Here is a 25,310-nt window from a genome sequence, read left to right as displayed (position 1 = left end):
AGCCGTGTACCGCAGCTGTACCGACCATCTGCCGACGGCTGATGAAAACTGTTGGACGCAGAGCTGCATCTGCTTGGTATACTGTATTTTTTTGTGTTCCAGCCAAAAACAGCGGATCCCTGATGAGTATCGAATACAAAACCCGTACCCAAGTTGTCGCGGAAGTGATCCGGCAGAAAATTCTGTCCGGTGAAATCAAAGGCGGCGCGCCGCTGCGCCAGGCCGCATTAGCCGAAGAGCTGAACGTCAGCCGCATTCCGATCCGTGAAGCCTTATTGCAGCTTGAAGCCGAAGGACTGGTTGAGTTTGAAGCGCATAAAGGCGCCACTGCCACGCGCTTGTCGGCTGACCAGGTCTGTGAACTGTTTGAGCTGCGCGCAATGCTGGAAACGGATTTATTGCGCCGCGCTATTCCGTTATTGACTGCACAGGACCTGGCAGACGCCGAATCGTTGCGCCAGCAAATGTCCAGCGCGTATCAGCAGCAAGACAGTTCCGGCAGCTGGAGCGTGCTGAACACGCAGTTCCATCTGACCTTGTACCGCGCTGCCGGCCGGCCGCTCAGTTTTGAGCTGGTGCAACAATTGCTGACCACGGCAGATCGTTACATCCGCGTCCATCTGATGCTGGCAGGTGGTGTGCAAAAAGCAGATCCGGAACATAGCGAACTGCTAAAATATTGCCGTGAAGGCAAGGTAGACGCGGCCTGCGCCCTGCTGCAACAGCATATTCTGGGTGCAGCTGAGGAAGTAAAAAATATCGTCGCGAGTTTGCAGCAGGCAGGCTGATGTGACGATTCTGCGTCACAGCAAAAACACATTCAGACGGCTGCACTGCCAAACTTTGACCAGTACAGCCAATAAATTGCGACAGATCTGTGAATCCGACGCGGTCGCTGCTTTTTTTTCGGGCAAAACCGGATCTTTTCCTGTATATTGTCGCCCTATTTTCAAACCCTAGCTTATCGAGATGACTATGTCAGCAGATTTATCGTTATACAGAAACATTGGTATCTTCGCCCACGTTGATGCCGGCAAAACCACTACTACCGAACGTATCCTGAAACTGACCGGTAAAATCCATAAGATAGGTGAAGTTCACGAAGGTGAATCTACCACCGACTTCATGGTTCAGGAAGCTGAGCGCGGTATTACTATCCAGTCAGCCGCTGTAACCTGTTTCTGGAAAGGTTTCCGTTTCAACGTTATCGATACCCCGGGTCACGTTGACTTCACCGTTGAAGTTTACCGTTCTCTGAAAGTTCTGGATGGTGGTATCGGTGTATTCTGTGGTTCTGGCGGTGTTGAACCTCAGTCAGAAACCAACTGGCGTTATGCCAACGATGCGAAAGTATCGCGTCTGATCTTCGTTAACAAGTTAGACCGTATCGGTGCTGACTTCATCCGCGTCACAGAACAAGTAAAAAACGTTCTGGGCGCACAGCCATTAATCATGACTCTGCCAATCGGCCGCGAAGATACCTTCGTTGGTGTGGTTGACCTGCTGTCTGAAAAAGCTTACGTGTGGGATGACTCTGGCCTGCCAGAAAACTACAAAGTCACTGATATCCCGGCTGACATGCTGGATGACGTTGCTATGTACCGCGAACAGCTGATCGAAACTGCTGTTGAGCAGGACGATGACCTGTTAATGGCGTACATGGAAGGCGAAATGCCAACTGTGGAACAAGTTAAAGCTTGTATCCGTAAAGGTACCCGTGAACTGGCATTCTTCCCAACTTACTGTGGTTCAGCCTTCAAAAACAAAGGTATGCAATTACTGTTAGACGCAGTTGTTGATTACCTGCCATCACCAACAGAAGTAAACCCACAGCCACTGACTGACGAAGAAGGCGCGCCAACTGGCCAATACGCTATCGTTTCAGCAGACGAGCCATTCCGCGCTCTGGCATTCAAAATCATGGACGACCGTTTCGGCGCCCTGACCTTTATCCGTATTTACTCAGGTGTTCTGAATAAGGGTGATACCTTACTGAACTCATTCACTGGTAAAACCGAGCGTATCGGCCGTATGGTTGAGATGAACGCGAACGACCGTACTGACCTGACGACAGCTCAGGCCGGTGACATCATCGCGTTAGTAGGTCTGAAGAACAACACGCAAACTGGTCACACACTGTGTGATCCAAAAGCAGAATGTACTTTAGAACCAATGATCTTCCCAGAGCCGGTTATCTCTATCTCTGTCACGCCAAAAGACAAAGGTTCAGTTGAGAAAATGGGTATCGCCATCGGTAAGATGGTTGCAGAAGATCCAACTTTCCGTGTTGAAACTGATGTTGATTCAGGCGAAACCATCCTCAAAGGCATGGGTGAACTGCACTTAGATATCAAAGTAGACATCCTGAAACGTACTTACGGTGTTGAATTAGTCGTAGGTCAGCCACAGGTTGCTTACCGCGAAACGATCACCCGTGAAGTTGAAGACAGCTACACGCACAAGAAACAATCTGGTGGTTCAGGTCAATACGGTAAAATCGACTACCGCATTCGTCCAGGTGAGCAAAACTCAGGCTTCACTTTCAAATCAACAGTTGTTGGTGGTAGCGTACCAAAAGAATTCATGCCTGCAATCGAGAAAGGTTTCCAGAGCATGATGTCAACCGGTACTATGGCTGGCTTCCCGGTATTAGACGTAGAAGTTGAAGTATTCGACGGTGGTTTCCACGCAGTTGACTCCTCAGCCATCGCGTTCGAAATCGCTGCGAAAGGTGCATTCCGTCAAACTATGCCTAAAGCTGGTGCTCAGCTGTTAGAGCCAATCATGAAAGTTGACGTGTTCACGCCAGAAGACCACGTTGGTGACGTTATCGGTGACTTAAACCGTCGTCGCGGCATGATCTCTGGTCAGGAAGCTGGTGTAACTGGCGTTCGGATCAAAGGCGATGTACCACTGTCTGAGATGTTCGGTTATATCTCTACACTGCGTACTATGACTTCTGGCCGTGGCCAGTTCTCTATGGAATTCTCTCACTACTCGCCATGCCCGGCGAACGTGTCTGAAGCAGTTATTGCCAAAGAGAAAGAAAAGAAAGCTGCCGCTGCTAAGAACTAATTAGCCGTCAGTGACAAAAAAACCCGCGAAAGCGGGTTTTTTTATTTGGGTTTGTTCAGACTCAGCAACGCAGGTTATGCACCAAAATTCTGCCAGCACAAAGGCCGGACAAAACGCTGATAAGCCGCGGTGCCAACCGCCGTAAAGCGCAGATCAGTACTGGCTGGGAAAGGCCCGCCATGATGCATTGCCGCACAGACTTCGACGCCGGTCGGCATCTGATTGCGGATCAATCTGCCCGCCAGATCCGGTAATTGCTGAACCAATGCCGCATGCGTCTGTAAATCCTGCTCAGTGCCATACACAGTCGCCGTCAGTTGACCATGCAAGCTGGGTAATATCGTCAATAACTCAGCCAGACTGCGATAGCGGATTAACACCGTCGCAGGGCCAAAAATCTCCTGCTGCAGCTGCGGTAAATCAGCCCACGACACCGCGTCCATGACAAACAGTCGCGGTAACACCTGACAGCCCGCCTCGCCCACGTCGCTACTTCCCATCGCCACAGTCGCCACGCCTTCCAGCCCGTTTAACAGCGCACAGCCATGCCGATACGACCCGGCAATTTTCGGCGTCAGCAACGTGACAGCTGAAGTCGCGTTGAAACTGGCTGCGAGTGTCTGCAACAACACGGGGGTTTCCGCCTGTTCCGGCACAAACACCAGGCCAGGCCGGGTACAGAACTGCCCATTGCCTTGCAACACCGACTGCGCCAATGCGGTCGCGAAACTATCGCCGTGCTGCGCTAACTGATCCGGCAACAAAAACAGCGGGTTTTGTGAACCCAGTTCGCCATAAAACGGCACCGGCACGGTACGCTGCTGGATCAACCGCTGGAAATGCAGGCCCAATTGCTGTGAACCAGTAAAGGCCACAGCTTTAATCACCGCATGCTGTATCAACTGTTCGGCAAACGCATGTTGCTGCGCAAACACCAGCTGAAACACTCCTGCTGGCAAATCACAGTCACGACGCGCCCGATCAATCGCCTGCGCCACCAGTGCCGATGTAGCCGGGTGCGCATTATGTGCTTTGACAATGACCGGGCAGCCCGCCGCCAAAGCACTGGCGGTATCGCCACCGGCCACCGAAAATGCCAGTGGAAAGTTACTGGCAGCAAACACCAGCACCGGCCCCAGCGGCACAACGTCCAGCCGCAGCTCCGGCCCAGGCAGTGGCACACGCTGCGGTTGCGCGCTTTGATATACAGTGTCTGCCGGCTCATTCAGCAGCGCGGCAAACAACCGCAACTGCGCACAGGTGCGGCCACGTTCTCCTTCAACCCGCGCCTGCGGTAAGGCGGTTTCTGCCATCACCGTGTCAATCAGCACTGCTCCCAGCGCTTCAATTTCCAGCGCGGCCTGGCGTAAAAACGCCGCCCGTTGCGCCCGGCTGGTGTAGCGGTACAGACTAAATGCTGCCGCGGCACTATCAGTCAGTTGTTGCAGTTCTGCCGAACCAGCTTCCGGGAAATACCAGGGCAACGCGCTGTTTTGCGCCGGTGCATAGCTGTGAAATGCCGTATCAGCCTCACCTTGCCAGCAGCCATCGATCAGGTGCTGTGCATGAAACGGCGTGTCGCGATCGCGCAGCCTGTGGGTAAAAGTATTCATTAACGTACCTCAAAACCAAAAGCATAAGGATCCGCATCATCGACACGGATCTGGTTGGCGCCATACACCTGCGCCCAACCGGCGATTGACGGGATCATCGCCGGCAGACCCGCCACTTCAGTTGCGGCTTCCACCACACCGGTGAACTGGCTGCCGATAATGCTTTCATGGACAAAACGGTCACCGACTTTGAGCTGACCCCGTGCATACAGCTGCGCCATCCGCGCACTGGTGCCGGTGCCACAAGGTGAGCGGTCAATCGCGCCGTCGCCATAAAACACCGCATTGGCGGCATCTGAGCCCGGAGTTTTTGGTTGGCCGGTCCACTGCACATGACTGATGCCGGAAATACTGGCATCAAGCGGATGCACACAGGAATAATGCTGATTGGCGACAGTGCGCAGCAACGGGCTGTAACGCAGCACATCGGCGGCAGTCCAATGCTCCAGACCAGGGAAATTGGCCTGTGGTTCGACAATTAAATAGAAATTGCCGCCATAGGCCACGTCAAAGCGGATCAGGCCCAGGCCCGGCACTTCAACCTCACCGTCTTTAATCGCCAGAAAAGACGCGACGTTACGGATCTTCACCGAAGTCACTTTGTCGCCGTCGCGCTGATAACTGATTTGTACCTGACCGGCTGGCACATCCAGCACCAACTGCCCCGGCACTTTTGGCTGCAATAGACCCGCTTCCAGTGCCGCCGTCACTGTGCCGATGGTACCGTGCCCACACATTGGCAGACAGCCGCTGGTTTCGATAAACAGCACCGACGCATCGGCATTGGTGCTGCAGGGCGGATACAAAAATGCGCCGGACATCATGGCGTGGCCACGCGGTTCAAACATCAGCGCCTGACGGATCCAGTCAAACCGGGCCAGAAAATCCAGCCGTTTTTCGCTCATAGTCTGGCCGTTCAGCTGCGGATGGCCGCTGGTGACCAGTCGCACCGGATTGCCGCAAGTATGGGCGTCGATACAAAAAAAGGTGCCTTTCAGCATCGGTATGCTCCTGATTGACCGCTGCCGGCCAGATGATGAATTATTGCTGCAGCAGACGCTGATAATGGCTCAGATCCGGCCGGCTCGCGAGCGCCTCGGCCAGCACTTTTTCCACATAAGCGCGCTCATCGCCAATTAACGTCAGCCTTGGCAGACGTACCTGCTCACTACCGCGCCCGACCAATTGCTCAGCGAATTTGATGCATTGCACCAATGTCGGGATGGTATCGAGGCGCAGCAACGGCATAAACCAGCGATAAATTTCACGCGCTTCTGTTAAGTAGCCGGCACGGGCCAACGCAAACAAAGTGACAGACTCGCGCGGGAAGACGTTGGTCAGACCGGAGATCCAGCCGGTTGCGCCGAGCAGCACCGACTCCAGCGCAATATCGTCGACACCACAGAAAATGACAAAGCGATCGCCAAAGCGGCTTTGCAGCTCGGTGATGCGACGCGTATCAGTGGTCGATTCTTTAATCGCGACAATGTTCGGCTCTTCCGCCAGAACTGCCGTCATCTGCAGGTTGATATCAACACCATAACTGACCGGATTGTTGTAAATCATGATCGGTAAAGTTGTCGCGCGCGCGACGGTCTGATAATGCACCAGCACTTCGCGATCGGTGCCGCGATAGACCACGGCCGGCAACAACATAATGCCATCCACGCCGATTTGTTGCGCATCCTGCACATAGACCACCGCATCTGTGGCACTATGTTCCGTACACCCGGCGATCACCGGGATCCGGCCAGCAACGGTCCGTACTGTGTGCTGCAGAAATTCACGTTTTTCGGCGGCGCTGAGTGACGCATTCTCGCCGATAGTGCCAAGCGCGATGATGCCGTCGATGCCATCGGTGATCAGTTGTTCCAGCATCCGCTGGTTTTCAGCAAAGTTAATGCCGCCATCGGCATGAAACTGCGTTGAAATCGCCGGAAATACCCCGGCCCAATTCACACTGAATGGGCTACGCTGGGTAGATGAAGTTGTGGTGTTAGTTGTAGTGGGCATAGACCCATCCCCTGTAATTGAAATTGCATTGACGTTCGAACTTGATTTTAGGATATTGTATACAATCTTATCAATCAAGCAAAATATACGCTGGGAAGAAGAGGGACAGAACTACAGATGCAACTCATCAGTGTGATAGGCGCAGGCGTCGTTGGCCTTGCGACTGCAGTACAACTGCAACAGGCCGGTTATCAGGTGACTCTCATCGACAAAGACGGACCAGCCGCTGGTTGTTCCAGCGGCAATGCCGGTCATTTTGCGACGGAACAGGTGTTCCCGCTGGCATCTTTTGCCGTGCTGCGACAATTACCCATCATGTTATTAAATCCGACCGGGCCGCTGCGCTTGCGTGCTGGTTATTTGCTGCGGGCGCTGCCGTGGTTGCTGCGCTTCGTCGCCAACGTCGCCCCTGGCCGGCAACAGGCGCTGCAGCAGGCACTTAGTGCGTTAAACCAGCAGGCACTGCCGGCGTGGCAACGGCTATTGGCGGTGACGCAGGCCGAGGATCTGGTGCAGTATCGCGGCGCACTGTTGGTGTCTGAACAAGTCAGCCTGAAAAAACTGGCTGCGACATTCAGGCAATATCAGCAGGCCGGTGTGTCGGTGCGCTGGCTGGAACAAGCCGCGTTAATGGCCCGCGAACCGGCGCTCAGTCACAAAGTGCAAGGCGCGATCGAATTCCCTGATGTGGCGCATACGGTTGATCCATATGCACTATGCATGCGGTTGTTTGCCAAATTTCAGGCACTTGGTGGTGAGTTTCGCCAACATGAAGTGCGCCGCATCAGAGCACATGCCGATGGCTATATGTTAGATCTGGCCGAAGGTACGGCGGCAGGCTACAGCGGTCAGATGGCGCAGCAAATCCGCACGCCGCAGCTGGTGATCAGTGCCGGTGCCTGGTCGCATCAGCTGTGCCGGCAACTGGGCTGGAAAGTGCCGCTGGAAGCGGAACGTGGTTATCATCTGATGACACAAAGCCGGCCGCTGCAATGCCCGGTCAGTTCGCTCGAACGCAAGTTCATCATGACGCCGATGCAGCAAGGGTTGCGGCTGGCCGGCACTGTGGAATTTGCCGGCCGCAGCAGCAAACCGGATTACCGCCGCGCAAAAGTGTTATTGCGCCACGCCAATCAGCTGCTGGCCGAACCCACGGCCGCCGATCCGCAGGCTGAACCCTGGGCGGGTAACCGGCCGTCGTTACCGGATTCATTACCGGTGCTTGGCGCCTGCCCGAAACACCCGGGTGTATTTTACAACTTCGGCCATCAGCATCTGGGACTGACGTGGGCGGCCTGTAGTGCGGAAATATTGCTGGCCACCATCCGGGGTGACAAGCCAGCCGTGGCGGTCACGCCCTACCGCATTAACCGGTTCTGAAGATTCAGCGCGGGCGGCGCAAATGCCGCCAGGCGTCGAAGGAATACAGGCCTAACGCGGCCCAGATAAAACCAAAGGTCAGCAGTTTGCTCGGATCCAACGCCTCGTTATACAGAAACACGCCAAATACAAACATAAAACTCGGGCCTATGTACTGGAAAAACCCCATCGTTGACAGCTGCAGCCGTTTCGCCGCCGCGATAAAACAAAGCAGAGGCACTGTGGTCACCACACCGGCGGCCACTAACCACAGATTCAGACTGAGTGGATTTTGCGTCAGGTTGGCATAAGGACTGTCGGCAAACTGCCACCAATAAAATAACGCCAATGGCATCAGCAGCAGCGATTCAATAAACAGCCCGCTGATCGCATCGGTCGCCAGTTTTTTCCGGAACAGGCCATACAACGCAAAGCTGCCGGCCAGCACTAACGCGATCCATGGCAAAGAGCCAAAATGGATCAGCTGCAGCACCACACCCCCAAACGCCAGCGCTACCGCAGTCCACTGCAGTGGCCGCAGCCGCTCGCCGAGAAACACCATGCCAAGCAGTACGTTCAGCAGCGGATTAATGTAATAACCAAGACTGGCGTCCAGCATATGCTGATTGTTGACGGCCCAGATAAACAATCCCCAGTTGCCGGCCAGTAACAACGCGGTCCCCAGCATCGCGGCCACCATTTTGGGCTGGCGTAACACCGCGGCCACTTTCGGCCATTGCTGCAACGCCGTCAGCACAATGGCCAGTAACAGGAAAGACCAGACAATGCGGTGCAACAGAATTTCCAGCGCAGGTACTTCGTCTATCTGTTTGAAATATAAGGGGGCTATTCCCCAGAGGGTATAAGCAGTCGCCGCAAAAGCGCCGCCGATTTTTTGTTCGCGCGTCAGTGACATTCCGGGATTCGCCTTGCACCGGCCCAACGCAGATTTATCCGATATAAAACTGCGGGCCGGCAAAGCCGACATTTTACCGGATGTGCGCCGCGCTAGATACCTGACCACAGGCAACGGATTGTTTATCAGCAGAAACAATGAAGGAGGTCAGTGTGCTGCCGCCGGCGCTGTCTCCGTGATCTGCACGTCGCCGCAGGCTGAACTTTTGTCATACAGGTAACGGGGGATTCTGGCAAAACTCAACCCAGTCGCGTTCCTGTAAATTAAACATCAGCCGCATCAGTTCACCGACTGTCTTTGCGCCATACTCAGGCAGCAGCGTGTATTCCAGCCGGATAACCGGCGCCAGATCCACCGGACTGGCTTTAAACAATGGTTGCAGATAATACAATTGCAGCGGTTTAGCCTGACCGGCAAAGCGTTGCTGCAAATAGGTCTGGTAAAAAGTGGCAGCGTCAGCACCAAACTGGTAGGTGTAGCGATGATAGTCCTGCGTTGCATCCGGACCTGACACTTGTTGCAGTTTCAGAGCAAACTCAGTCGTTTGCAACTCACCGCCGGCCATGTAGACCAACTCAGCCATTGCGGTGGCAGTGCCCGGCCCCAGCTCACGCCGGCTTATCAGATGCAATTGCCACTGCCGGATATCTGAAGTCTGCAGTTCAGCGGTGAAATAAACTCTTTGTATCCACTGCGGGTACTGTTGCCGCAACGCCAGCGGTTGGGCTTTCCAGCTGGCCGCACCGGCTTCAACCGTCGCCTGTTTCACTTTGCCCAGCACACTGCAACCAGCGCTCAGTTGTATCAGTAAGACCAGCAGCCAAAGTTTACAGCAGCGCATAAATCTCTGCGGCAAACTGCGCGGCGGTCTGATTACTGCTCAGCACCACTTGCTGTACTTTTTGATTTTTCAGATCAAAACTCCCTAAAGTCGTGATGACGCTGCAAACAAATTCTATGGTTATTTCCTGATTTTGTTGTTTCAGATGTTTCAATTTGGCTTTGCGCCGCGAAATACACGTTGTTTCTGCATCAGCCAGAGTCATTCACCGGCAGTCCGCGACTACAAAGCCGGGACTATCAATAACAGCAAAAAAACGCAGCGAAAATGCCTAAGCTTCTGACATCAAAAAACTATCAAAATAAACATATTTTTATCATATGCAACTATAAATATAATTTTTTGCCTTCTGACGCATTTCCTGATCAGATTGCTGGCACAGCTCCTCGCCCTGCATTTATGCTAACCAGGCGTTTTCCTGCGCGATGGAGTGAAGTGACATGGCCAGATCAAACCGCCTGCTCGAATTGCTGCAATTATTGCGGCACTACCGCTACCCTGTCAGCGCACAGGTGCTGGCGACGACCCTGCAAATCAGTGTCCGTACTCTGTATCGCGATATTGCGACATTGCAGCAACAAGGCGCTGATATTGAAGGCGAAGCTGGTGTTGGCTATCTGCTCAGACCGGGTTTTATGCTGCCACCACTGATGTTCAGTCAGGATGAATTAGAGGCGTTAGTCCTGGGACAACGTTGGGTCAGTAAACATGGCGATCCGCGCCTGGCTGCGGCAGCCACCGAGGCGTTAACCAAAATTGCCGCTGTATTGCCAGAATCACTGCGCGACGCGCTGGACGCCAATGCCTTACTGGTGGGATCTGCAGCGATACCGGCCGCACAACAGCCAGATTTGGCGCTGATCCGTCAGGCGATCCGCAGCCAGCGTAAATTGCTGCTGAGTTACCAGGACGGCAATGGCAGCAGCAGCGAGCGAACCGTCTGGCCGGTGGCGTTGGGTTATTTCGACAATTGCCGGGTGCTTGCAGCCTGGTGTGAACTGCGTCAGCAATTTCGGCACTTTCGCACTGACCGGATGCTGAGTTGTGGGGTGCTGGAGCAACGTTATCCGCAACGACGCCAGCAATTATTGCAGCAGTGGCGGCGGGAGCAGCAGATCCCGGCGTCGTAACACGCCCTAAACACTACTGACAAAAACTGTCAGTAGTCATTGTTATCCTGCCTGCGTCTTTTCACAGGAGTTATCAGGATGCAACACCCGTCATTTGTGATTTTGTATGTCGAAAATCCTGGCCACAGCGCCACTTTTTACCAACAACTCTTTGCCGTAGCGCCAGTGGAAGCCAGCCCTGGTTTTGCCATGTTTGTGCTGAATTCAGGCCTGCGGCTCGGCTTGTGGCACCGTCAGCACATAGTGCCGGCTACCACGCTGGATGCAGCTCTGCCGGCCGGTGGTTGCTGTGAGCTGGTATTCCAGCTTGCAGACAGTGCGGCATTAGAAGCGGCCTATCAGCAATGTCTGCACAAGCAACTGCCGGTTGCGCTTGCGCCGGTGCAACTGGAATTTGGCGAGACATTTGTCGTGTTGGACCCCGATCAGCACCGCTTGCGGTTTTATGTGCCAGGCAAGATGTGAGTCGATTGGCGTTAGATGCTGTGCAGCGAACTGCTTGTGTGACAGCATCCTGCCCGGCCCGCCGGCGGAGCGGCTGAACAGCCTTTCGCGGAGCTCAAGGCGCTTATCCGGCAACAGGCAACATTAGTTGCATGTTGAGATCCCGGATTCGCAGTAAAAACGGCAACAGGCAACGCAGGTTGCCTGTTGAGATCCCTCCCCCGGCCCTTCGCAGAGCTCAGGGCTTGATACCCAGCGAGACGCCAAACTGTTGGCGTCTCGAAACCCCGGGTATCACCCAACTAAGTAGGTGCCGGTGCCGAGGGCTATGTGCAGGCCTTCGTTGTTGTGCAGTTCCATCCGGCAGACGCAGACTTTGTTGCCGGAGCGGATCACCTGCGCCGTAGCGATAAACTCGTCACCGCGGCCGGGGCGCAGGTAGTCAGTGCGGATGTCGATGGTGCTCATCTTGCCGAGTTTGGCCGCAAGCTGGCTTTGATCTGTGGTGTCGAGGCGCACCAGCGCACTGGACACCGCCATGATGCCGCCGACGACGTCCAGTACGGACGCAATCACACCGCCATGCAAAATCTGTTGTACCGGATTACCAACCAGCTCGGTTTTCCACTGAAACCGCACTTCAGCCCGTTCCGCCGAAAACCCGGTGACGCGTAGCCCCAGCAACTGATTAAACGGCATTTGCTGAAACACGGACGCGATAAAAGGCAATAAATCGGTGGTCTGCATAACGAGGCTCCATAGTGGCGGCTGCGAACAACCAACCCACAATCACTGGTACGAGCAGTTAAGTTACTGCGCTGCTGGTGCGCTGTAAAGCGTTAGCGCACAAGCAAACGCGGCCATCACAGCAGTAATATGACAGGATTGTCATCCGGCAGTCATCTGGTTGTCGGCTGCATCCCGGCATCTTAAGCTGTTATGCTGCGCTGTAACTGGTGGCCGTTGCCATTGCCTGAAGAGAGTCACAATGCGTTTATTGATCGTCGAAGATGAAATGAAAACCGGTGATTACCTGAAACAGGGTTTTATCGAAGCAGGTTTTAATCCGACCTTGTGCCGCAATGGCCTTGATGGCCATCATCTGGCGATGACGGAAGATTTTGAACTGATCATTCTCGACGTGATGCTGCCGGATGTCGACGGATTGCGCATTGTCAAAGCACTGCGACAAGCCGAACGCCACACACCGGTCTTACTGCTGAGCGCTCTCGATACGGTTGACGACCGGGTGCGTGGATTGGAGCTTGGTGCCGACGACTATCTGGTCAAGCCTTTTGCCTTTAATGAACTACTGGCAAGAGCCCGCACTTTGCTGCGACGTGGTCAGCTCGCGCCGCAATCAGACCGGTTGCAGGCGGCAGATTTAGTCCTCGAGGTGGCGAAACGCCGCGCCAGCCGGGCCGGTAAAAAGCTCAATCTGACGCCGAAAGAATTCGCTTTGCTGGAATTATTGCTGCGCCGCAGTGGTGAAGTGCTGCCGCGCACCTTAATCGCCAGCCAGGTCTGGGATATGAATTTTGACTCAGACACCAACGTCATCGACGTCGCGGTGCGGCGGCTTCGCAGCAAAGTCGACGACGACCATGCGCTGAAACTGATCCACACAGTGCGCGGCATGGGCTACAAGCTGGAGGTGCCGGATGACGACGCCCTCTGAGCAGACCAATCAACCCAAGCCATTATCGCTGGCAACCCGGGTGCTGCTGTTTGTTGCACTGGCCGTGCTGCTTTGTGCCGCGCTGTTGGCGACGATGCTGCAAAATTCGATCGAAGCGCATTTTGCCGAACAGGATGCCGGTGAACTACAGGCGGTCGCGCACTCGGTGCTGCATACGCTACAGGACCCGACTTTAGCCCCGCAGCAGCATCATGCCAGCCTGCATCAGGTGTTAACTGGTCATCATCAGACTTATTATCTGGTGCTGGATGCCAACGAACAACCGGCCCTCAGTGCCGACGGTGCCGATCTGACACCGTTATTTAACCTGACCCGCGCGGTCGAACAAATCACTCCTGCCGATTTAGTCAGCTGGCAACAAGCCGAACACACTTATCGCGGCGCCATTTTGCAGGGACCAAACGGTATCCGCATCGCGGTGGCGATGGAAATGGAGTTTCACCTGCACTACCTGTATTTGCTGCGCTGGACTTTATGGCTGACCATCGCCGCAGCCGTCGCACTGATTTTACTGGCGGCCTGGTTTGGTGTACGTCAGGGGCTGTTGCCGCTGCACCGCCTGAGCAATGATATCCGCCAAATCAGCGCCGAGCGCTTACACGTGCGGCTGGAACCAAGCCAGGTACCGGCAGAACTGGCTGAACTGGTGCAAAGTTTTAATCAGATGATTGAAAATCTGCAGCAAGGCTTCGCCCGCTTGTCGGAGTTTTCTGCCGATATCGCCCATGAACTGCGCACACCATTGAGTAACCTCATCACCCAGACTCAGGTCAGCCTCAGCAAAGAGCGCAGTCTCGAAGAATATCGCGAGCTGTTGTACTCCAATCTGGAGGAACAGGAACGGCTGGCCCGGATGGTCAGCGACATGCTGTGGCTGGCAAAAACTGAGCATGGCCTGCATAAACTGCAGCTGGAGCCGGTTGCACTGGCATCGATCTGTCAGCAGTTGTTTGAGTTTTTTGAAGTGATTGCCGATGAAAAAAATGTGCAGCTGCACTACGAAGGGCCGGCGCTGACCATCAACGCCGATAAACTCATGTTGCAACGAGCCTTGTCGAATTTGTTATCCAATGCCATCCGTCATGCTGCAGCGCACAGCACAGTACAGATTAAGGTGAGCCCCACGGCAACCCAGATTGAAATACGGGTGATTAATCAGGGTCTTCTGATTGGCGCTGAGCATCTACCGCGTTTATTTGAACGTTTTTACCGTGCCGATCCGTCCCGGCAACGCCACAGCGAAGGCGCCGGTCTTGGCCTGTCTATGGTGAAATCCATTGTTGAATTACATGGCGCACAGATCAGTGCCTGTTCCGTTTTAAACAACAGCCTGGAAGCCAATCAGGCTCAGACTGAATTTGTGCTGCACTGGCCACAATGAATGCTGCTGGACAGAATGCCCTGCTTCCGGCTAAGTTAAGGCTATTGTGCCTTTGTCCAACGCTGTCATCACACTGCAACAGCCTTGTGATGAGCTAACAGGCCAGAACCACCCCGAAAATAAATCCGGACGATCCGACTGCCCAGGCAGTACGTATCGTCAGCAATAAGAATAACAACAGGGATTTTTTTATGCTGTTCACGCTGTTTATCGTCTGCTGGTTTTCCGCTTCAATGTATTATGTGTACCAGCTGCGCGGCGACGCCCGTTATCAGAGTTTTAGCCAGTATTTACGCAAAAGCTGGCCGATTTTTGCCCCATTTAACTGCGTGTTGTATCTGTTTACCAAACGCAAAGCACAAGGCGCTTATATTGACCCGGCGCAGTATAAAAATCTGCATTTAATCCAACAGAACTACCCAACCATCCTGGCCGAAGCCAAAGCCCTATTTGAAAACAAAGCCTTCTGCCAGACCAATGAACCCGGTAGCCCTGGTTATTATGACGTCGGTTTCCGCACTTTCTTTAAATACGGCTGGAGTAAATTTTATCTGTGCTGGTATGGCTATCAGCATGAAAGCGCAAAAAAGAGCTGCCCGCAAACGCTGGCTGTTCTGCAGCAAATTCCGGAAATTAAAGGCGCAATGTTTTCAATTCTGCCGCCGAATTCTCAGCTGACCATTCACTCCGATCCGCTTGCGTGTTCGCTGAGGTACCACTTTGGCCTGATGGTACCGAATTCACCGGATTGTTTTATCAACGTGGACGGTAAAGCGGCGCATTGGCGCGACGGTGAAGCTTTTATTTTTGATGAAACGTTCCCGCATTTTGTTCGCAACGACACCGATCAGTATCGCCTGATCCTGATGTGTGACATTGAAAGACCGATGTATTGGCCAGGCAGATTATTTAATTTCTTTTATGGTTTCCTGGTGCGCACCACTGTGGTGCCAAACACCGCCGAAGATAAAGTGGGTAAAGCCAGTGCTTTGTTTGCCAAGGTGTCGCCGCTGCTGGGACAAGGCAAAACCATGAAAAAGACCAAACCTCGCTTATACAAAGTGGTGAAATACAGCCTGAATACCACATTGCTGGTGCTGTTTTATCTGCTGTTGCATGGGATTTATCAGGTGGTTGCCAGCGTGGTCTGACAGCTGCCACTATCCATATTGCGCTGTAAGAAGGCCGGTTTAACACCGGCCTTCTTACCTCAACAAGCTCTAGAGTTTTTTCGCCCCTAACCAGGCATCGCGGCGCTTCACACTGGCGCGGCTGGCTTTGCTGTCCAGGCTTAGCTTCAATGTTGGATCTGCTGCCACTGTGATATTGACACTGTGTTCCTGATCAAACCGGCGGAACTTCAGTGCCAGCACATCACCCGGACGCGCGGCTTTTAACGCGGTATCAATATCATCCGCTGTGCGTAACCGAACATTGCCGAGCTGTAACAACAAATCGCCGTCGGTCACCCCGGCACTGGCCCAGGGACTGCCGTCGCGCGACACCGATTGCACCTGCACCGCATCACCAAATGTATTCAGCGTCAGCGGCCCCAGCCAGGCTTTGTCCGGATGGGCCGGGCTTAACGTCAAACCCATTTGCGCAAATAACGCGGTAAAATCCGGCAAGGCCGGGCCCTGAATACTGTCGCGGAAAAACGCGGCGGCAAACTCAGCATCACCACTGACTTCGGCCAATGCCTGCTGAATATCCGCCAGCTGATAAGGTTGTTCCGGTTTGCCAAAGCGTTGCCACATCAGTTGCATCAACGCATCGAGGTCGCTGTTGTATTGGGTGCGCAATGTTAAATCCAGCGCCAGCGCCACCACTTCGCCATAGGTGTAGTAGGACAGAAAGTGATTGCCATAGTTGGTTTTATCGACGGCAACTCCGGCATCAACAAACACAGCCTGTTGGCTGACAGCCGCCGGACCGGACCAACGCCGCGCCGGTGTTTGTAACGTCTGGTTCAGCGGTTTTTGCACTTTTTCCAGATAGGTATCCAAATCAAAGTGACTGCTGCGTTTTAGCGCCAGCTTGCCGTAATAGTTGGTAAAACCTTCGGCAAACCATAATGCATCGCTCATATTGGTCTGGCTGTAGTCAAACGGCTCCAGGTTTTTCGGTCGGATCCGTTCGACATTCCAGGCATGGAAAAACTCGTGGGAAATGGTTTCAATCTGAGCAAATTCGTTCTGCGCCAGCGAGCTCTCACTCGTAACCACTGTTGAATTACGGTGTTCCATACCATCGCCGTCCACGCCGGGCAAATAGTCGGCGATAAAGGTATACCGCTGGTTGGCAAAATCCGGCAACTCGCCAAAAATCGCCTGTTGCTGGCGCACCACGGCCTGGGTTTTCTCTAACAGCACTTTGGCTTCATCGGCGCTGCCGGCATGATGCAGCGCCAGTTCAATCTGATAGGTTTTACCGGCAGATGCCTGGCTAAAGCTCAGCAACTGATGCTCACTGAGCTCCAGCGGGCTATCCATCAGATAATCCAGCTGTGGTGCCGTCAACGAGCCATCCGGTTGCGGATACAGCTGCGTCGCCGCGCGCCAGCCTGCCGGCAAAGTTTTCAGGCTGACCGTGGCCGGTTTTGCCCGCAACGACGGTGCAAACAGCAGTGAAGCCGGCATATTCAGGTGCACATGGCGGCTGTCAATCTGGTTATAAGTGCCGTCAGCATGATTGCCAAACAACAGGTAACTGACCTGCACCTCGCCCTGATGACCACTAACCTGCCAGCTGGTCGGAGACAGGCGTTGCAGCGCCAGCGGGTTGCCCTGACCATCCAGCGCTTTGAGCGCATAGATATTCTTGGCAAAGTCATGCCGGGCATAGCGACCCGGCGACGCGGAAGACATTTGCAGCAATAAAGGTGTGGTATCTGGCAGCACAAACCGAGCGCTGATCGCCACTTGATGGCGGTCATGGCCAGCCAGATCCAGCTGATAATGGCTGTCGGCCAGCACCGGCCCCGTCAACCCTGCCAGTAACAAAACCAGCGTACAACGATTCAATAACAACATGATGCTCCTTGATCAGCAATCAGGCCGCAGTGGCCGGATATGTCACTGCAATAAAATCAGTTAATCACAGCGCATACCGGTACCGCAAAGCATTTAAACGGACTCAGCTGTGATTGGTCGCAATAAAAAAATGTATGAAGCCCTTGATCTGTATCAGGACTTTGCGCATTAGCACGCAATTGAAAAATGAATTCCTCTACAATTTCGGCACAAGCTGCACCACCACTACAACCATGCCGGCTCCACCGGGCCAGGAACCGCAGCCGTCGTGCCATACCAAGCAGGGAGAACCAGCATCTATGCCGCACAAATCGCCACTGACCGGTCGGGAGGTCAGTCTGGAGGACGAATCTTTTATCGTCACCAAAACAGACCTGAACGGCATCATCAGCTATGCCAACCGCACTTTTATGCAGATCTCCGGTTACCGGGAAGCGGAGTTGCTGGGCCAGCCGCAAAATATTGTGCGCCATCCCGACATGCCCAAAGGCTTGTTTAAATTCATGTGGCAGCAGATCGCCGCCGGAGAAGAATGCTTTGCTTACGTCAATAACAGAGCGAAAAACGGCGACAACTATTGGGTATTTGCCAATGTGTCGCCGGTATTCAGCGGGCAACGCCGTCATACCGGTTACTTTTCCTGCCGCCGCAAACCGACCCGGGCAGCTATCGATAAGGTGACCCCAATTTACCGGCAGATGCTTCACATCGAGCAACAACATCCATCCGACCGCGGCGAACAATCGATGCGTTGGTTAATAAAAATGATTGAACAGGACTTTGGCAGCTATGAAAAATTTGTTCTGGGGCTCTAAGTTTGCCTTGCTGCTGGTCAGCTTTAATCTGATTTTATTACTGATTCTGGGCTTAAACAGTATCCCGGCGGTGCCATGGTTTGTGTCCTGGGGCCTGTATGGTCTGACTGTGATCGCCAGTCTGCTGGCGTTCCGGCGCGTCGCGGTACCGCTCCGGGTACTGCAGCAAATCCGCGATATTCTGAAAAACGCCCGGGATGGTGATTTTAGTGCCCGCATCACCCAGGTTCCCAACATGGGCGAAGTTGGCCAGGTTGCCTGGGAGGTCAACGAAATGTTTGATCAACTCGAGACCTATTTCCGCGAAGTCGGTACCACTTTTGCCCGCGTCGAACAGGAGCGTTTTGGCCGGCCGGCGCAAGTAAACGGTATGTGTGGGGGCTTTCACCAATCCTTAATTGATATCAACAAAGCGATAGAACATGTCGAACAGAATTACCGCAACGTGGTGAAAAATCGTTTGTTGTCATCTATGCAGTCGATGAATGCAGCGAACACTAAAGGTAACCTGCATATGACCCAACAGGATTTGTCGCAAATTACTGACCAGATTGTTCAGATAGGACAAATTGCAACCGCAACTGCTGAACGGGCGACTGATAGCTGTAGCACCATTCAGCAAGTGCTGGAGAGTTTTGCAGTTAACAGACAACTGACGAAGCAAAGCCGTGATGCGGTTATCGAGCTGAATGCGATGGGCGCACAAATTAATGGCATCCTGGACCTGATTGGCAATATTGCTGACCAAACCAATCTGCTGGCACTGAATGCCGCCATTGAAGCCGCCCGTGCCGGTGAGCATGGCCGCGGGTTTGCCGTGGTTGCGCAAGAGGTAAAAACTCTGGCCGAACATACTAAAAAAGCCACCGGGGATATTAATCAGGTGGTTGGTCAGTTCCAGCGGCAAAGTGAAGGTATCCTGCATCATCAGCAACAACTTAATGACAGCGCCGGCGTCATGATGCAGCAACTGGATGCACTGCAGCAGAGTTTCGTGGCTTTAGCCGCAAACGCTGAACAGGCGCAGCAACAAGTGCAAAAAGCCCGCATCACCACTTTTACGTCACTGGTCAAAGTGGACCACATTGTCTACAAACAAAATGCCTATGCCGCTTTTAATACCGGCACACAGAGCCAGGAAGCCATCGCTGTGAAAGTCGATCATCAACAATGCCGGATGGGCAAATGGTATCTGGGCGACGGCCGCACTTTGTTTGGTCACCTGCCCAGTTACCGGGCGCTGGAACAACCTCACCAGCAAGTGCATCAGATTGTGCATCAGATGCTCGACTCCATTGATTTGGACTGGCAAGTTGAGTCTGCAGTACAGGAGCATATTCTAAGCTGTTACAGTCACATGGAAACTGCCAGCCAAGCGGTGTTTATTGGTCTGAACGCGCTGCAGCAGGAGGCGCAGGCTGAGTTTGGCGCCAGTCCGGCGCAGAATTAGCCAGATTCCAGTCAGAAAAAAGCCGCTGCGGTCAGCGGCTTTTTGTCAGGCAAGTTTGCTCAGAACCGGTAACTGAGCGTGAGTTGCAGCACGCGCACATCTTCCGGCTCCAGCGCGATTTGCTGCCAGCCAACACCAGTCGCCCAATGTGCATTGGGCAGATACTGCAACGCCAGACCGTAATACAGATCAGTGCCGTCGGTTTTGCTGTGCAATGTCGTGCCGTTCATGCTGCTGTCGATGTCACTTTGCCAGGCCATCAGGCCGAGCGGCAGTTGTAAGCGCCAGTGTTGCTGCTGCCACAACCCAATCCGCACGCCGGTATACAAGCCATCTCCCAACACTGGCGTCAAACGCTGCACCGCCTGATGATATTGCGCCGGCGTCAGGGTTTGCGTGCTGAGATCAACACTGGCATCGCCCAAATTCTGATAGCCCAGCTCCAAATCCAGTCGCTCCAGCCATTGCCAGTGCAGGCTCAGACTCAGTGCCGTATCGCTGTCATCCAGATTTTGTAAGGTGCCGGAAGGGAGTCCGGCCAACACACTTTTATCCGCCTGATTGGCTTTGCTTTGCCCCACCCCCAGTTGCAGGCCGAAGTCAGCCGCCTGTGCTGCGCCGAAGTAAAAAGTCAGCAAGCAAACTACCAGTTTAAATGCCTGACTAAAAAAGCGAACAACCTGAGCATCCTTCATCAAAATCCTCCGGAAAACAATAATGTCCTGTAACAGGTATAGGCGAGGGTTGTATTGGGGACAAATGGAAAATATGGCATTAAGCAGGCAAATCAAAACAATAAAACATCCCGCCGTTCAGACTAACCGGGCCATTACCCAGTATCAACACAACGCGTATTCTGGCAGTTTTTTAGTTACAACTGCCAGTGGCGGTTAAACAGACCATCTTGCTGTTGCTGATGACTGGCAATGAGCAAAATGCCACTTTGTTGAAAAGCAGCCAGTCGCTGCAACAGTTGCTGCGCCAGCTGTTGTTGCAAGCCGGCAAACGGTTCGTCGAGCAGCAACACCGCTGGTTTTTGTAGCAGTAAGCGCGCCAGCGCAAACCGTTTTAGTTCACCGCCGGATAAGCCGACGCCATAATCACCGAGCACCGTCAATAAGCCATGCGGTTGGCGCGTCAGCCAGTCATCCAGCCCAACCAGTGCCAGTACCTGCAACAATTCTTCGTCGGTCGCCGCTGGTTTGGCGAGACGCAGATCCGCTGCCACCGACAAGCCAAACAGATAAGGCCGCTGTGGCAGATAACCAAGCTGTTGATACAGCGCCGCAGTCGGCCACTGCTCAAGTGCCAGATCCTGTAACAATATAGCGCCAGCTAAGGCCGGTATTTCCGCTGCCAGCGTTTGCAGCAAACTACTTTTGCCACAACCAGACGGGCCTTTTAATAGCACAACGTCCCCTTGTTGAAAGCTTGCACTGACCTCGCCAAGCGGCTGTTGGAAGCCAAATTGCAACTGCCGGATCTCCAGCGTCATGCTTTGACTTAAATCCGGCGCTGCCGCAGCGACATCCGGCGATGAACATACCGGCGCTGCCAGGGCATTACAGCGCTGCTGCGCGGCTCTGAGCTGGCCATAACTTTGTGGCAGCAATAACAGTGGAAATAACAACTCGGACAGCCCCAGCCATGCGAGCACCAGGCCAAGCCATAGTGGCACTTCAAGCGGAAACGGTTGTTGCGCCTGTAGCGCGACGAGCATCGGCCAGCATAAAGCCGCGAGGCCCGCCAACATCAGACACTGCAACAGCAGCTGGGCCGCCAGCTGGCCATACTGCTGGTGTTGCTGTAATTGCAGCACCTGTTGATCCAGACGGATAAACTGCTGCTGGCGCTGTTGCCAATGGCCGGTGGTTAACAAAGTGGTCAGCAACTGCAGGTTTTCCAGCAGCTGACCACGCCGTTGACCCTGCAGCTGAACTTCCTCCGCGGCTTGTTGCACAAGCCCGCGCGCGCCTGTGCGGGAAAAAATGACAATAGCCAGCATCAGAACCAGCAACACCGACGCTATCAACCAGAAGGCGCCGGGCAACAGCACAAACAGCAGCAACAAAAAAGCCGCACTCAGCAAGCTGGCATAACCCAATGGATTCAGCAGCCGCAGCGGCAGCTGATCCAGCACATCGATATCGGCAATCAGCCGCTGTAAGCGATCGCCACAAGCTAATACTGTGTGACCGGTTTGATGGGCAAGAGACACAAACACCTGCAGCCGCAGCACCGCCAGCAAACGTAGCACCAGGGCATGCGACAACACCCGTTCACCATAACGACCGGCGGTGCGGATGATGGCAAACAGCCGGATCAAAGCGCCGGGTCTTAAATAATTAAAACTGGCGCCCACCCCGGCTGCCGCGGCAGCGCTGATAAACCAACCGGACCAGGCCAACAGTGCCACAGTGGCAAATACCGTCAGCACGCCCAGACTGAAACTAAAACTCCAGCCCGCTTTGTGGGTCAGCCACAGATCGCGTAAACGGATCTGGCCGTGTGTTTGTTGCTTCATCCGACCACCCCGAGCGGTTGCCGGCCGATGATTTGCCCCTGCTGTAACAACAAAGCGCCATCCAGAAAACTCAGCTGCTGCCACTGATGGCTGGCGATCAGCAACGTACGGCCCAAACTGAGTTGCGCCAGCAACACCGCCAACCCAGCGGCAGTGTCCTGGTCCAGCTCAGCAAAAGGTTCGTCCAGCAACCATAAGGGCCGGTCAGCCAGTAACAGCCGTGCCAAACAGAGCCGCTGCTGCTGGCCACCGGACAAGCCCTGTCCGGCTTCCCCCAATGAATAATCAAGCGCAGTAGCCACGCCAAGTTCCGCCAGCAGCCCAACCTGCTGCAACGCAGCGGTCAACGCAGCATCAGTGGCACCAGGCAACGCCATCCGTAAATTCTCGGCCACAGTGCCGGCGAACAATTCCGGGGTTTGCGTCAGATAACTCAGTTGCGACCACAGCATTGGCCGGTTCGCCGTATCAACAGGCTTGCCGGCAAACCAGTAATCGCCACTAAAGTCGGCAAAACCGGCCAGTAATTGCAAAAACGACGATTTGCCACTGCCGCTGTCACCCTGCAGCAGCAAGCGCTCGCCAGCCTTGATTTGTAATTGTGGGATCAACAGCCGCGGCTGAGCTTCACTACCAAGCCGGATCTGCTGCAATTGGAGCAGTGGCGTGTTTTCGCTGGGCGAACATACTGTGGGCAGACTGTCCTGAGCTGGTTTGCCTGCCGGTTGCATCGGCAATGAAGGCAACAGCCACAAGGGCTTTAAGGCCAGCGCAGCGGCTTCAGCCTGCGCTTTAGCATGATAATCAGTGCCGAGCTGACGTAGTGGCTGATAAAATTCCGGCGCCAGCAACAAGATAAAAAACGCCGGCGCAAAAGCCACCGGCACCCCACCTTTGGCCCAGGGTAATTCACCCAAAAGCCCGAGGCCTAAATACAACGCCACCAGCGCGATGGCCAGTGAGGCAAATAATTCCAGCACTGCAGTCGACAAAAACGCCAGCCGCAGCACCTGTAATGAGCTTTGCCGATAGCGCTCTGTGGCATGCTCCAGCTGCGCTGTGGCCTGCGGGATCGCATTGAGCCGGCGCAGCAGCGATAAGCCTTGCAGAAATTGCCACAGTCGAGCGCCCATCCGGCCCAATTCTGCCAGTTTTTCACTGCTGGCTTTACTGGCTTCGCGGCCCACTAACACCATAAATAGCGGCACCAACGGCGCCGTCAGCAGTAATAACAAGCCGGCCAGCGGACTATGCCAGCACACCACCACAGCGATAAGCAATGGCGTCCAGATCACCTGAAATAACTGTGGCCAATAGCGGCTGATATAGCCATCCAGCGCATCAATCTGCTCGGTCAGTAAAGTCGACAACAAACCGTCACTGCCAAAGCGTTGCCGCGCCGGTCCCTGCGCCGCCAGCTTGTTTAACAGCTGCTGGCGCAGATCAGTACGCAATAAACGACTACTTTGTTGGGTCAGTAAATCACGCAGCAGCAGGCACAGCTGACGCAACAGAAAAGCCAGCGCAAACTGCCACAACAAAACAAAGGGAAATTCCGGCGCAGGCCTGTCCGTTAAAAGTGTTCCGGCCGGCAGAGCAGCAGCCAGCATGGCATCGGCCAACAAGGCCAGACACCACATCTGCCAAAGCAACAGCGGCACTGACAGTGCCGCTGCAAATACCGCCAGCAGCAACTTTGGCCGGTAAGGCTGCAGCCACTGCTGTAATAAGGGCCGGGCGTTATTCAGAACAGGCTTATTCAGAGCCCTGGTCCTCTTCCGCATAGCCATTTAATTCCAGCCACATCGCATTGATAATGCCAAAAGAACAGGCCAGCAAGACTCCTAAAATCCAGGCGAAATACCACATAATCTTGTCCTTTTAATACAGTGAGTGGGTGTTGTTGCTGATGTGCTGCGCGTTAATCCGGCCAAACATCTTGATGTAACTCCAGATGGTATAACCCAGCACAATAGGCACAAAGACACAGGCAACAAAGAACATAATCTTTAATGTCAGTTCGCTTGAAGTCGCGTCCCACATGGTCAGGCTGTGATTGGGCATTGAACTCGACGGCATCACAAAAGGAAACATCGCGATGCCACAAGTTAAAATCACCCCGGCCTGACCTAATGAAGTCAGCAGGAATGCCAGCGCGCCTGTGCCGGCTTTACTCAATAAGCCACTGAGCGCAAATGCCGCCACGCCTGATACTGGTGCCAGCCACAGCAGCGGATAGTCGGCGAAATTCTGCAGCCAGGCGCCACTGCGCACTTCAACGGTTTTACTGACCGCATTGTTAATAGCGTTACCATCCAGAGCACTGGTGACCACATAGCCATCAATACCGGCATTGAGCCAGACCCCGGCCAATACAAACAAAGCCGCCGCGCCTAAACCAGCAATAAAACCCACGGTTTGACTGCGTTTTTGCACATCACCTTCAGTTTTCATCTGCAGATAAGCCGCGCCTTGGCTAACAAACATCAGCAAGCTCAACACGCCCACCAACAACGCAAAGGGGTTTAACAGCGCAAAGAAGCTACCGGTGTATTTGATACGCAGCAATTCGTCAAAATGAAACGGCACCCCTTGCAGCAAATTACCAAAGGCCACGCCGAAAATGATTGGCGGCACGGCCGAGCCAAAGGTCAGCGCCCAGTCCCAGTTGCTGCGCCAGACCGGGTTTTCCAGCTTGGAGCGGTAATCAAAGCCAATTGGACGCATAAACAAAGCGGCCAAAGTCAGCATCATTGCCAGATAAAAACCACTGAAAGCGGTGGCATACACCGGCGGCCAGGCGGCAAACAAGGCGCCACCGGCAGTGATGAGCCAAACCTGATTACCGTCCCAATGCGGTGCGACAGCGTTAATCATCACGCGCCGGTCCATATCGTCTTTGCCGACCACTTTTAATAAAGCGCCGACGCCCATATCAAAACCGTCGGTGATGGCAAAGCCAATCAACAACACACCAACTAATAACCACCAGATAAATCTCAAAAATTCGTAATCCAT

General features: G+C 54.0%; 23 protein-coding genes. 10 read left to right on the top strand and 13 right to left on the bottom strand.

Annotated features, from left to right (window positions below):
* Positions 1-122 precede the first annotated feature (122 nt).
* Positions 123-788: a GntR family transcriptional regulator gene (locus ATY27_RS08205; RefSeq protein ID WP_208933117.1), complete on the top strand. Its 666-nt coding sequence runs from the start codon at positions 123-125 to the stop codon at positions 786-788.
* A gap of 187 nt (positions 789-975) precedes the next feature.
* The gene (gene fusA / locus ATY27_RS08200; protein WP_208933116.1) at positions 976-3,075 is read left to right on the top strand and encodes an elongation factor G; all 2,100 of its coding nucleotides are present in this window, start codon (positions 976-978) and stop codon (positions 3,073-3,075) included.
* Between the two features lie 74 nt (positions 3,076-3,149).
* Here fusA and ATY27_RS08195 read toward each other — a convergent pair whose 3' ends face one another.
* From ATY27_RS08195 to ATY27_RS08185, 3 genes are read right to left on the bottom strand one after another with little or no spacing between them, the layout of a single operon-like run.
* Positions 3,150-4,688, bottom strand: a complete 1,539-nt coding sequence (locus ATY27_RS08195) for an aldehyde dehydrogenase (NADP(+)) (protein ID WP_208933115.1) — start codon at positions 4,686-4,688, stop codon at positions 3,150-3,152.
* Positions 4,688-5,689, bottom strand: a complete 1,002-nt coding sequence (locus ATY27_RS08190) for a 4-hydroxyproline epimerase (protein ID WP_208933114.1) — start codon at positions 5,687-5,689, stop codon at positions 4,688-4,690. Before ATY27_RS08190 ends, ATY27_RS08195 begins: the two co-directional genes overlap by 1 nt.
* A 40-nt stretch (positions 5,690-5,729) precedes the next feature.
* Complete coding sequence (locus ATY27_RS08185; RefSeq protein ID WP_208933113.1) at positions 5,730-6,701, bottom strand: dihydrodipicolinate synthase family protein; 972 nt, start codon at positions 6,699-6,701, stop codon at positions 5,730-5,732.
* A gap of 117 nt (positions 6,702-6,818) precedes the next feature.
* On the opposite strand from ATY27_RS08185, the gene ATY27_RS08180 reads away from it, so the two are divergent.
* Positions 6,819-8,081, top strand: a complete 1,263-nt coding sequence (locus ATY27_RS08180) for an FAD-dependent oxidoreductase (protein ID WP_208933112.1) — start codon at positions 6,819-6,821, stop codon at positions 8,079-8,081.
* Between the two features lie 4 nt (positions 8,082-8,085).
* Here the strand turns inward: ATY27_RS08180 and rarD are convergent, their stop codons facing one another.
* The 3 genes from rarD to ATY27_RS08165 all read right to left on the bottom strand — a co-directional run bounded on the left by rarD (position 8,086) and on the right by ATY27_RS08165 (position 9,971).
* On the bottom strand, positions 8,086-8,976 hold the full coding sequence (gene rarD, locus ATY27_RS08175; protein WP_208933111.1) for an EamA family transporter RarD: 891 nt from the start codon (positions 8,974-8,976) through the stop codon (positions 8,086-8,088).
* A gap of 208 nt (positions 8,977-9,184) precedes the next feature.
* Complete coding sequence (locus ATY27_RS08170) at positions 9,185-9,817, bottom strand: hypothetical protein (protein ID WP_208933110.1); 633 nt, start codon at positions 9,815-9,817, stop codon at positions 9,185-9,187.
* Positions 9,804-9,971, bottom strand: coding sequence for a hypothetical protein (locus ATY27_RS08165; protein ID WP_208933109.1), 168 nt, complete (start codon positions 9,969-9,971; stop codon positions 9,804-9,806). The genes ATY27_RS08170 and ATY27_RS08165 overlap by 14 nt, the downstream gene beginning before the upstream one ends.
* Positions 9,972-10,257: 286 nt before the next feature.
* Between ATY27_RS08165 and ATY27_RS08160 the strand changes: the two genes are divergently transcribed.
* Both ATY27_RS08160 and ATY27_RS08155 read left to right on the top strand, forming a co-directional pair.
* Positions 10,258-10,947, top strand: a complete 690-nt coding sequence (locus tag ATY27_RS08160) for a YafY family protein (RefSeq protein WP_208933108.1) — start codon at positions 10,258-10,260, stop codon at positions 10,945-10,947.
* Positions 10,948-11,025: 78 nt separating this feature from the next.
* Positions 11,026-11,412: a VOC family protein gene (locus tag ATY27_RS08155; protein WP_208933107.1), complete on the top strand. Its 387-nt coding sequence runs from the start codon at positions 11,026-11,028 to the stop codon at positions 11,410-11,412.
* A 273-nt stretch (positions 11,413-11,685) separates the two neighbouring features.
* On the opposite strand, the gene ATY27_RS08150 is transcribed toward ATY27_RS08155, so the two are convergent.
* Complete coding sequence (locus tag ATY27_RS08150) at positions 11,686-12,138, bottom strand: thioesterase family protein (protein WP_208933106.1); 453 nt, start codon at positions 12,136-12,138, stop codon at positions 11,686-11,688.
* Between the two features lie 241 nt (positions 12,139-12,379).
* Here ATY27_RS08150 and ATY27_RS08145 point away from each other — a divergent pair, with 241 nt between their 5' ends.
* The 3 genes from ATY27_RS08145 (at position 12,380) to ATY27_RS08135 (ending at position 15,622) form a co-directional block, all read left to right on the top strand.
* Positions 12,380-13,069 (top strand): heavy metal response regulator transcription factor, encoded by a 690-nt coding sequence (locus ATY27_RS08145; RefSeq protein WP_208933105.1) that lies wholly within the window; start codon positions 12,380-12,382, stop codon positions 13,067-13,069.
* Positions 13,053-14,471 carry a heavy metal sensor histidine kinase gene (locus ATY27_RS08140; RefSeq protein ID WP_208933104.1) on the top strand — a complete coding sequence of 473 codons (1,419 nt, stop codon included), beginning with the start codon at positions 13,053-13,055 and terminating at the stop codon, positions 14,469-14,471. The genes ATY27_RS08145 and ATY27_RS08140 overlap by 17 nt, the downstream gene beginning before the upstream one ends.
* A gap of 191 nt (positions 14,472-14,662) precedes the next feature.
* Complete coding sequence (locus ATY27_RS08135) at positions 14,663-15,622, top strand: aspartyl/asparaginyl beta-hydroxylase domain-containing protein (protein ID WP_208933103.1); 960 nt, start codon at positions 14,663-14,665, stop codon at positions 15,620-15,622.
* 69 nt (positions 15,623-15,691) lie between these two features.
* Here ATY27_RS08135 and ATY27_RS08130 read toward each other — a convergent pair whose 3' ends face one another.
* On the bottom strand, positions 15,692-17,503 hold the full coding sequence (locus ATY27_RS08130; RefSeq protein ID WP_208933102.1) for a PDZ domain-containing protein: 1,812 nt from the start codon (positions 17,501-17,503) through the stop codon (positions 15,692-15,694).
* Positions 17,504-17,802: 299 nt separating this feature from the next.
* Here ATY27_RS08130 and ATY27_RS08125 point away from each other — a divergent pair, with 299 nt between their 5' ends.
* Both ATY27_RS08125 and ATY27_RS19975 read left to right on the top strand, forming a co-directional pair.
* Positions 17,803-18,318: a PAS domain-containing protein gene (locus tag ATY27_RS08125; protein ID WP_208933101.1), complete on the top strand. Its 516-nt coding sequence runs from the start codon at positions 17,803-17,805 to the stop codon at positions 18,316-18,318.
* On the top strand, positions 18,293-19,768 hold the full coding sequence (locus ATY27_RS19975; RefSeq protein WP_208933100.1) for a methyl-accepting chemotaxis protein: 1,476 nt from the start codon (positions 18,293-18,295) through the stop codon (positions 19,766-19,768). Before ATY27_RS08125 ends, ATY27_RS19975 begins: the two co-directional genes overlap by 26 nt.
* A 59-nt stretch (positions 19,769-19,827) precedes the next feature.
* Here ATY27_RS19975 and ATY27_RS08115 read toward each other — a convergent pair whose 3' ends face one another.
* The 5 genes from ATY27_RS08115 to cydB all read right to left on the bottom strand — a co-directional run bounded on the left by ATY27_RS08115 (position 19,828) and on the right by cydB (position 25,310).
* A complete protein-coding gene (locus ATY27_RS08115) occupies positions 19,828-20,463 on the bottom strand; it encodes an outer membrane beta-barrel protein (RefSeq protein ID WP_208933099.1) in 636 nt (211 codons plus the stop codon).
* Positions 20,464-20,639: 176 nt separating this feature from the next.
* Positions 20,640-22,292, bottom strand: coding sequence for an ATP-binding cassette domain-containing protein (locus ATY27_RS08110; protein ID WP_208933098.1), 1,653 nt, complete (start codon positions 22,290-22,292; stop codon positions 20,640-20,642).
* A complete protein-coding gene (gene cydD / locus ATY27_RS08105; RefSeq protein WP_208933097.1) occupies positions 22,289-24,076 on the bottom strand; it encodes a thiol reductant ABC exporter subunit CydD in 1,788 nt (595 codons plus the stop codon). The genes ATY27_RS08110 and cydD overlap by 4 nt, the downstream gene beginning before the upstream one ends.
* Positions 24,048-24,161 carry a cytochrome bd-I oxidase subunit CydX gene (gene cydX, locus ATY27_RS08100; RefSeq protein ID WP_208933096.1) on the bottom strand — a complete coding sequence of 38 codons (114 nt, stop codon included), beginning with the start codon at positions 24,159-24,161 and terminating at the stop codon, positions 24,048-24,050. Before cydX ends, cydD begins: the two co-directional genes overlap by 29 nt.
* 12 nt (positions 24,162-24,173) lie before the next feature.
* Positions 24,174-25,310: a cytochrome d ubiquinol oxidase subunit II gene (cydB, locus tag ATY27_RS08095; RefSeq protein ID WP_208933095.1), complete on the bottom strand. Its 1,137-nt coding sequence runs from the start codon at positions 25,308-25,310 to the stop codon at positions 24,174-24,176.

Source organism: Rheinheimera sp. F8, assembly GCF_001518915.1.
This window is presented reverse-complemented; position numbering and strand designations above follow the sequence as displayed.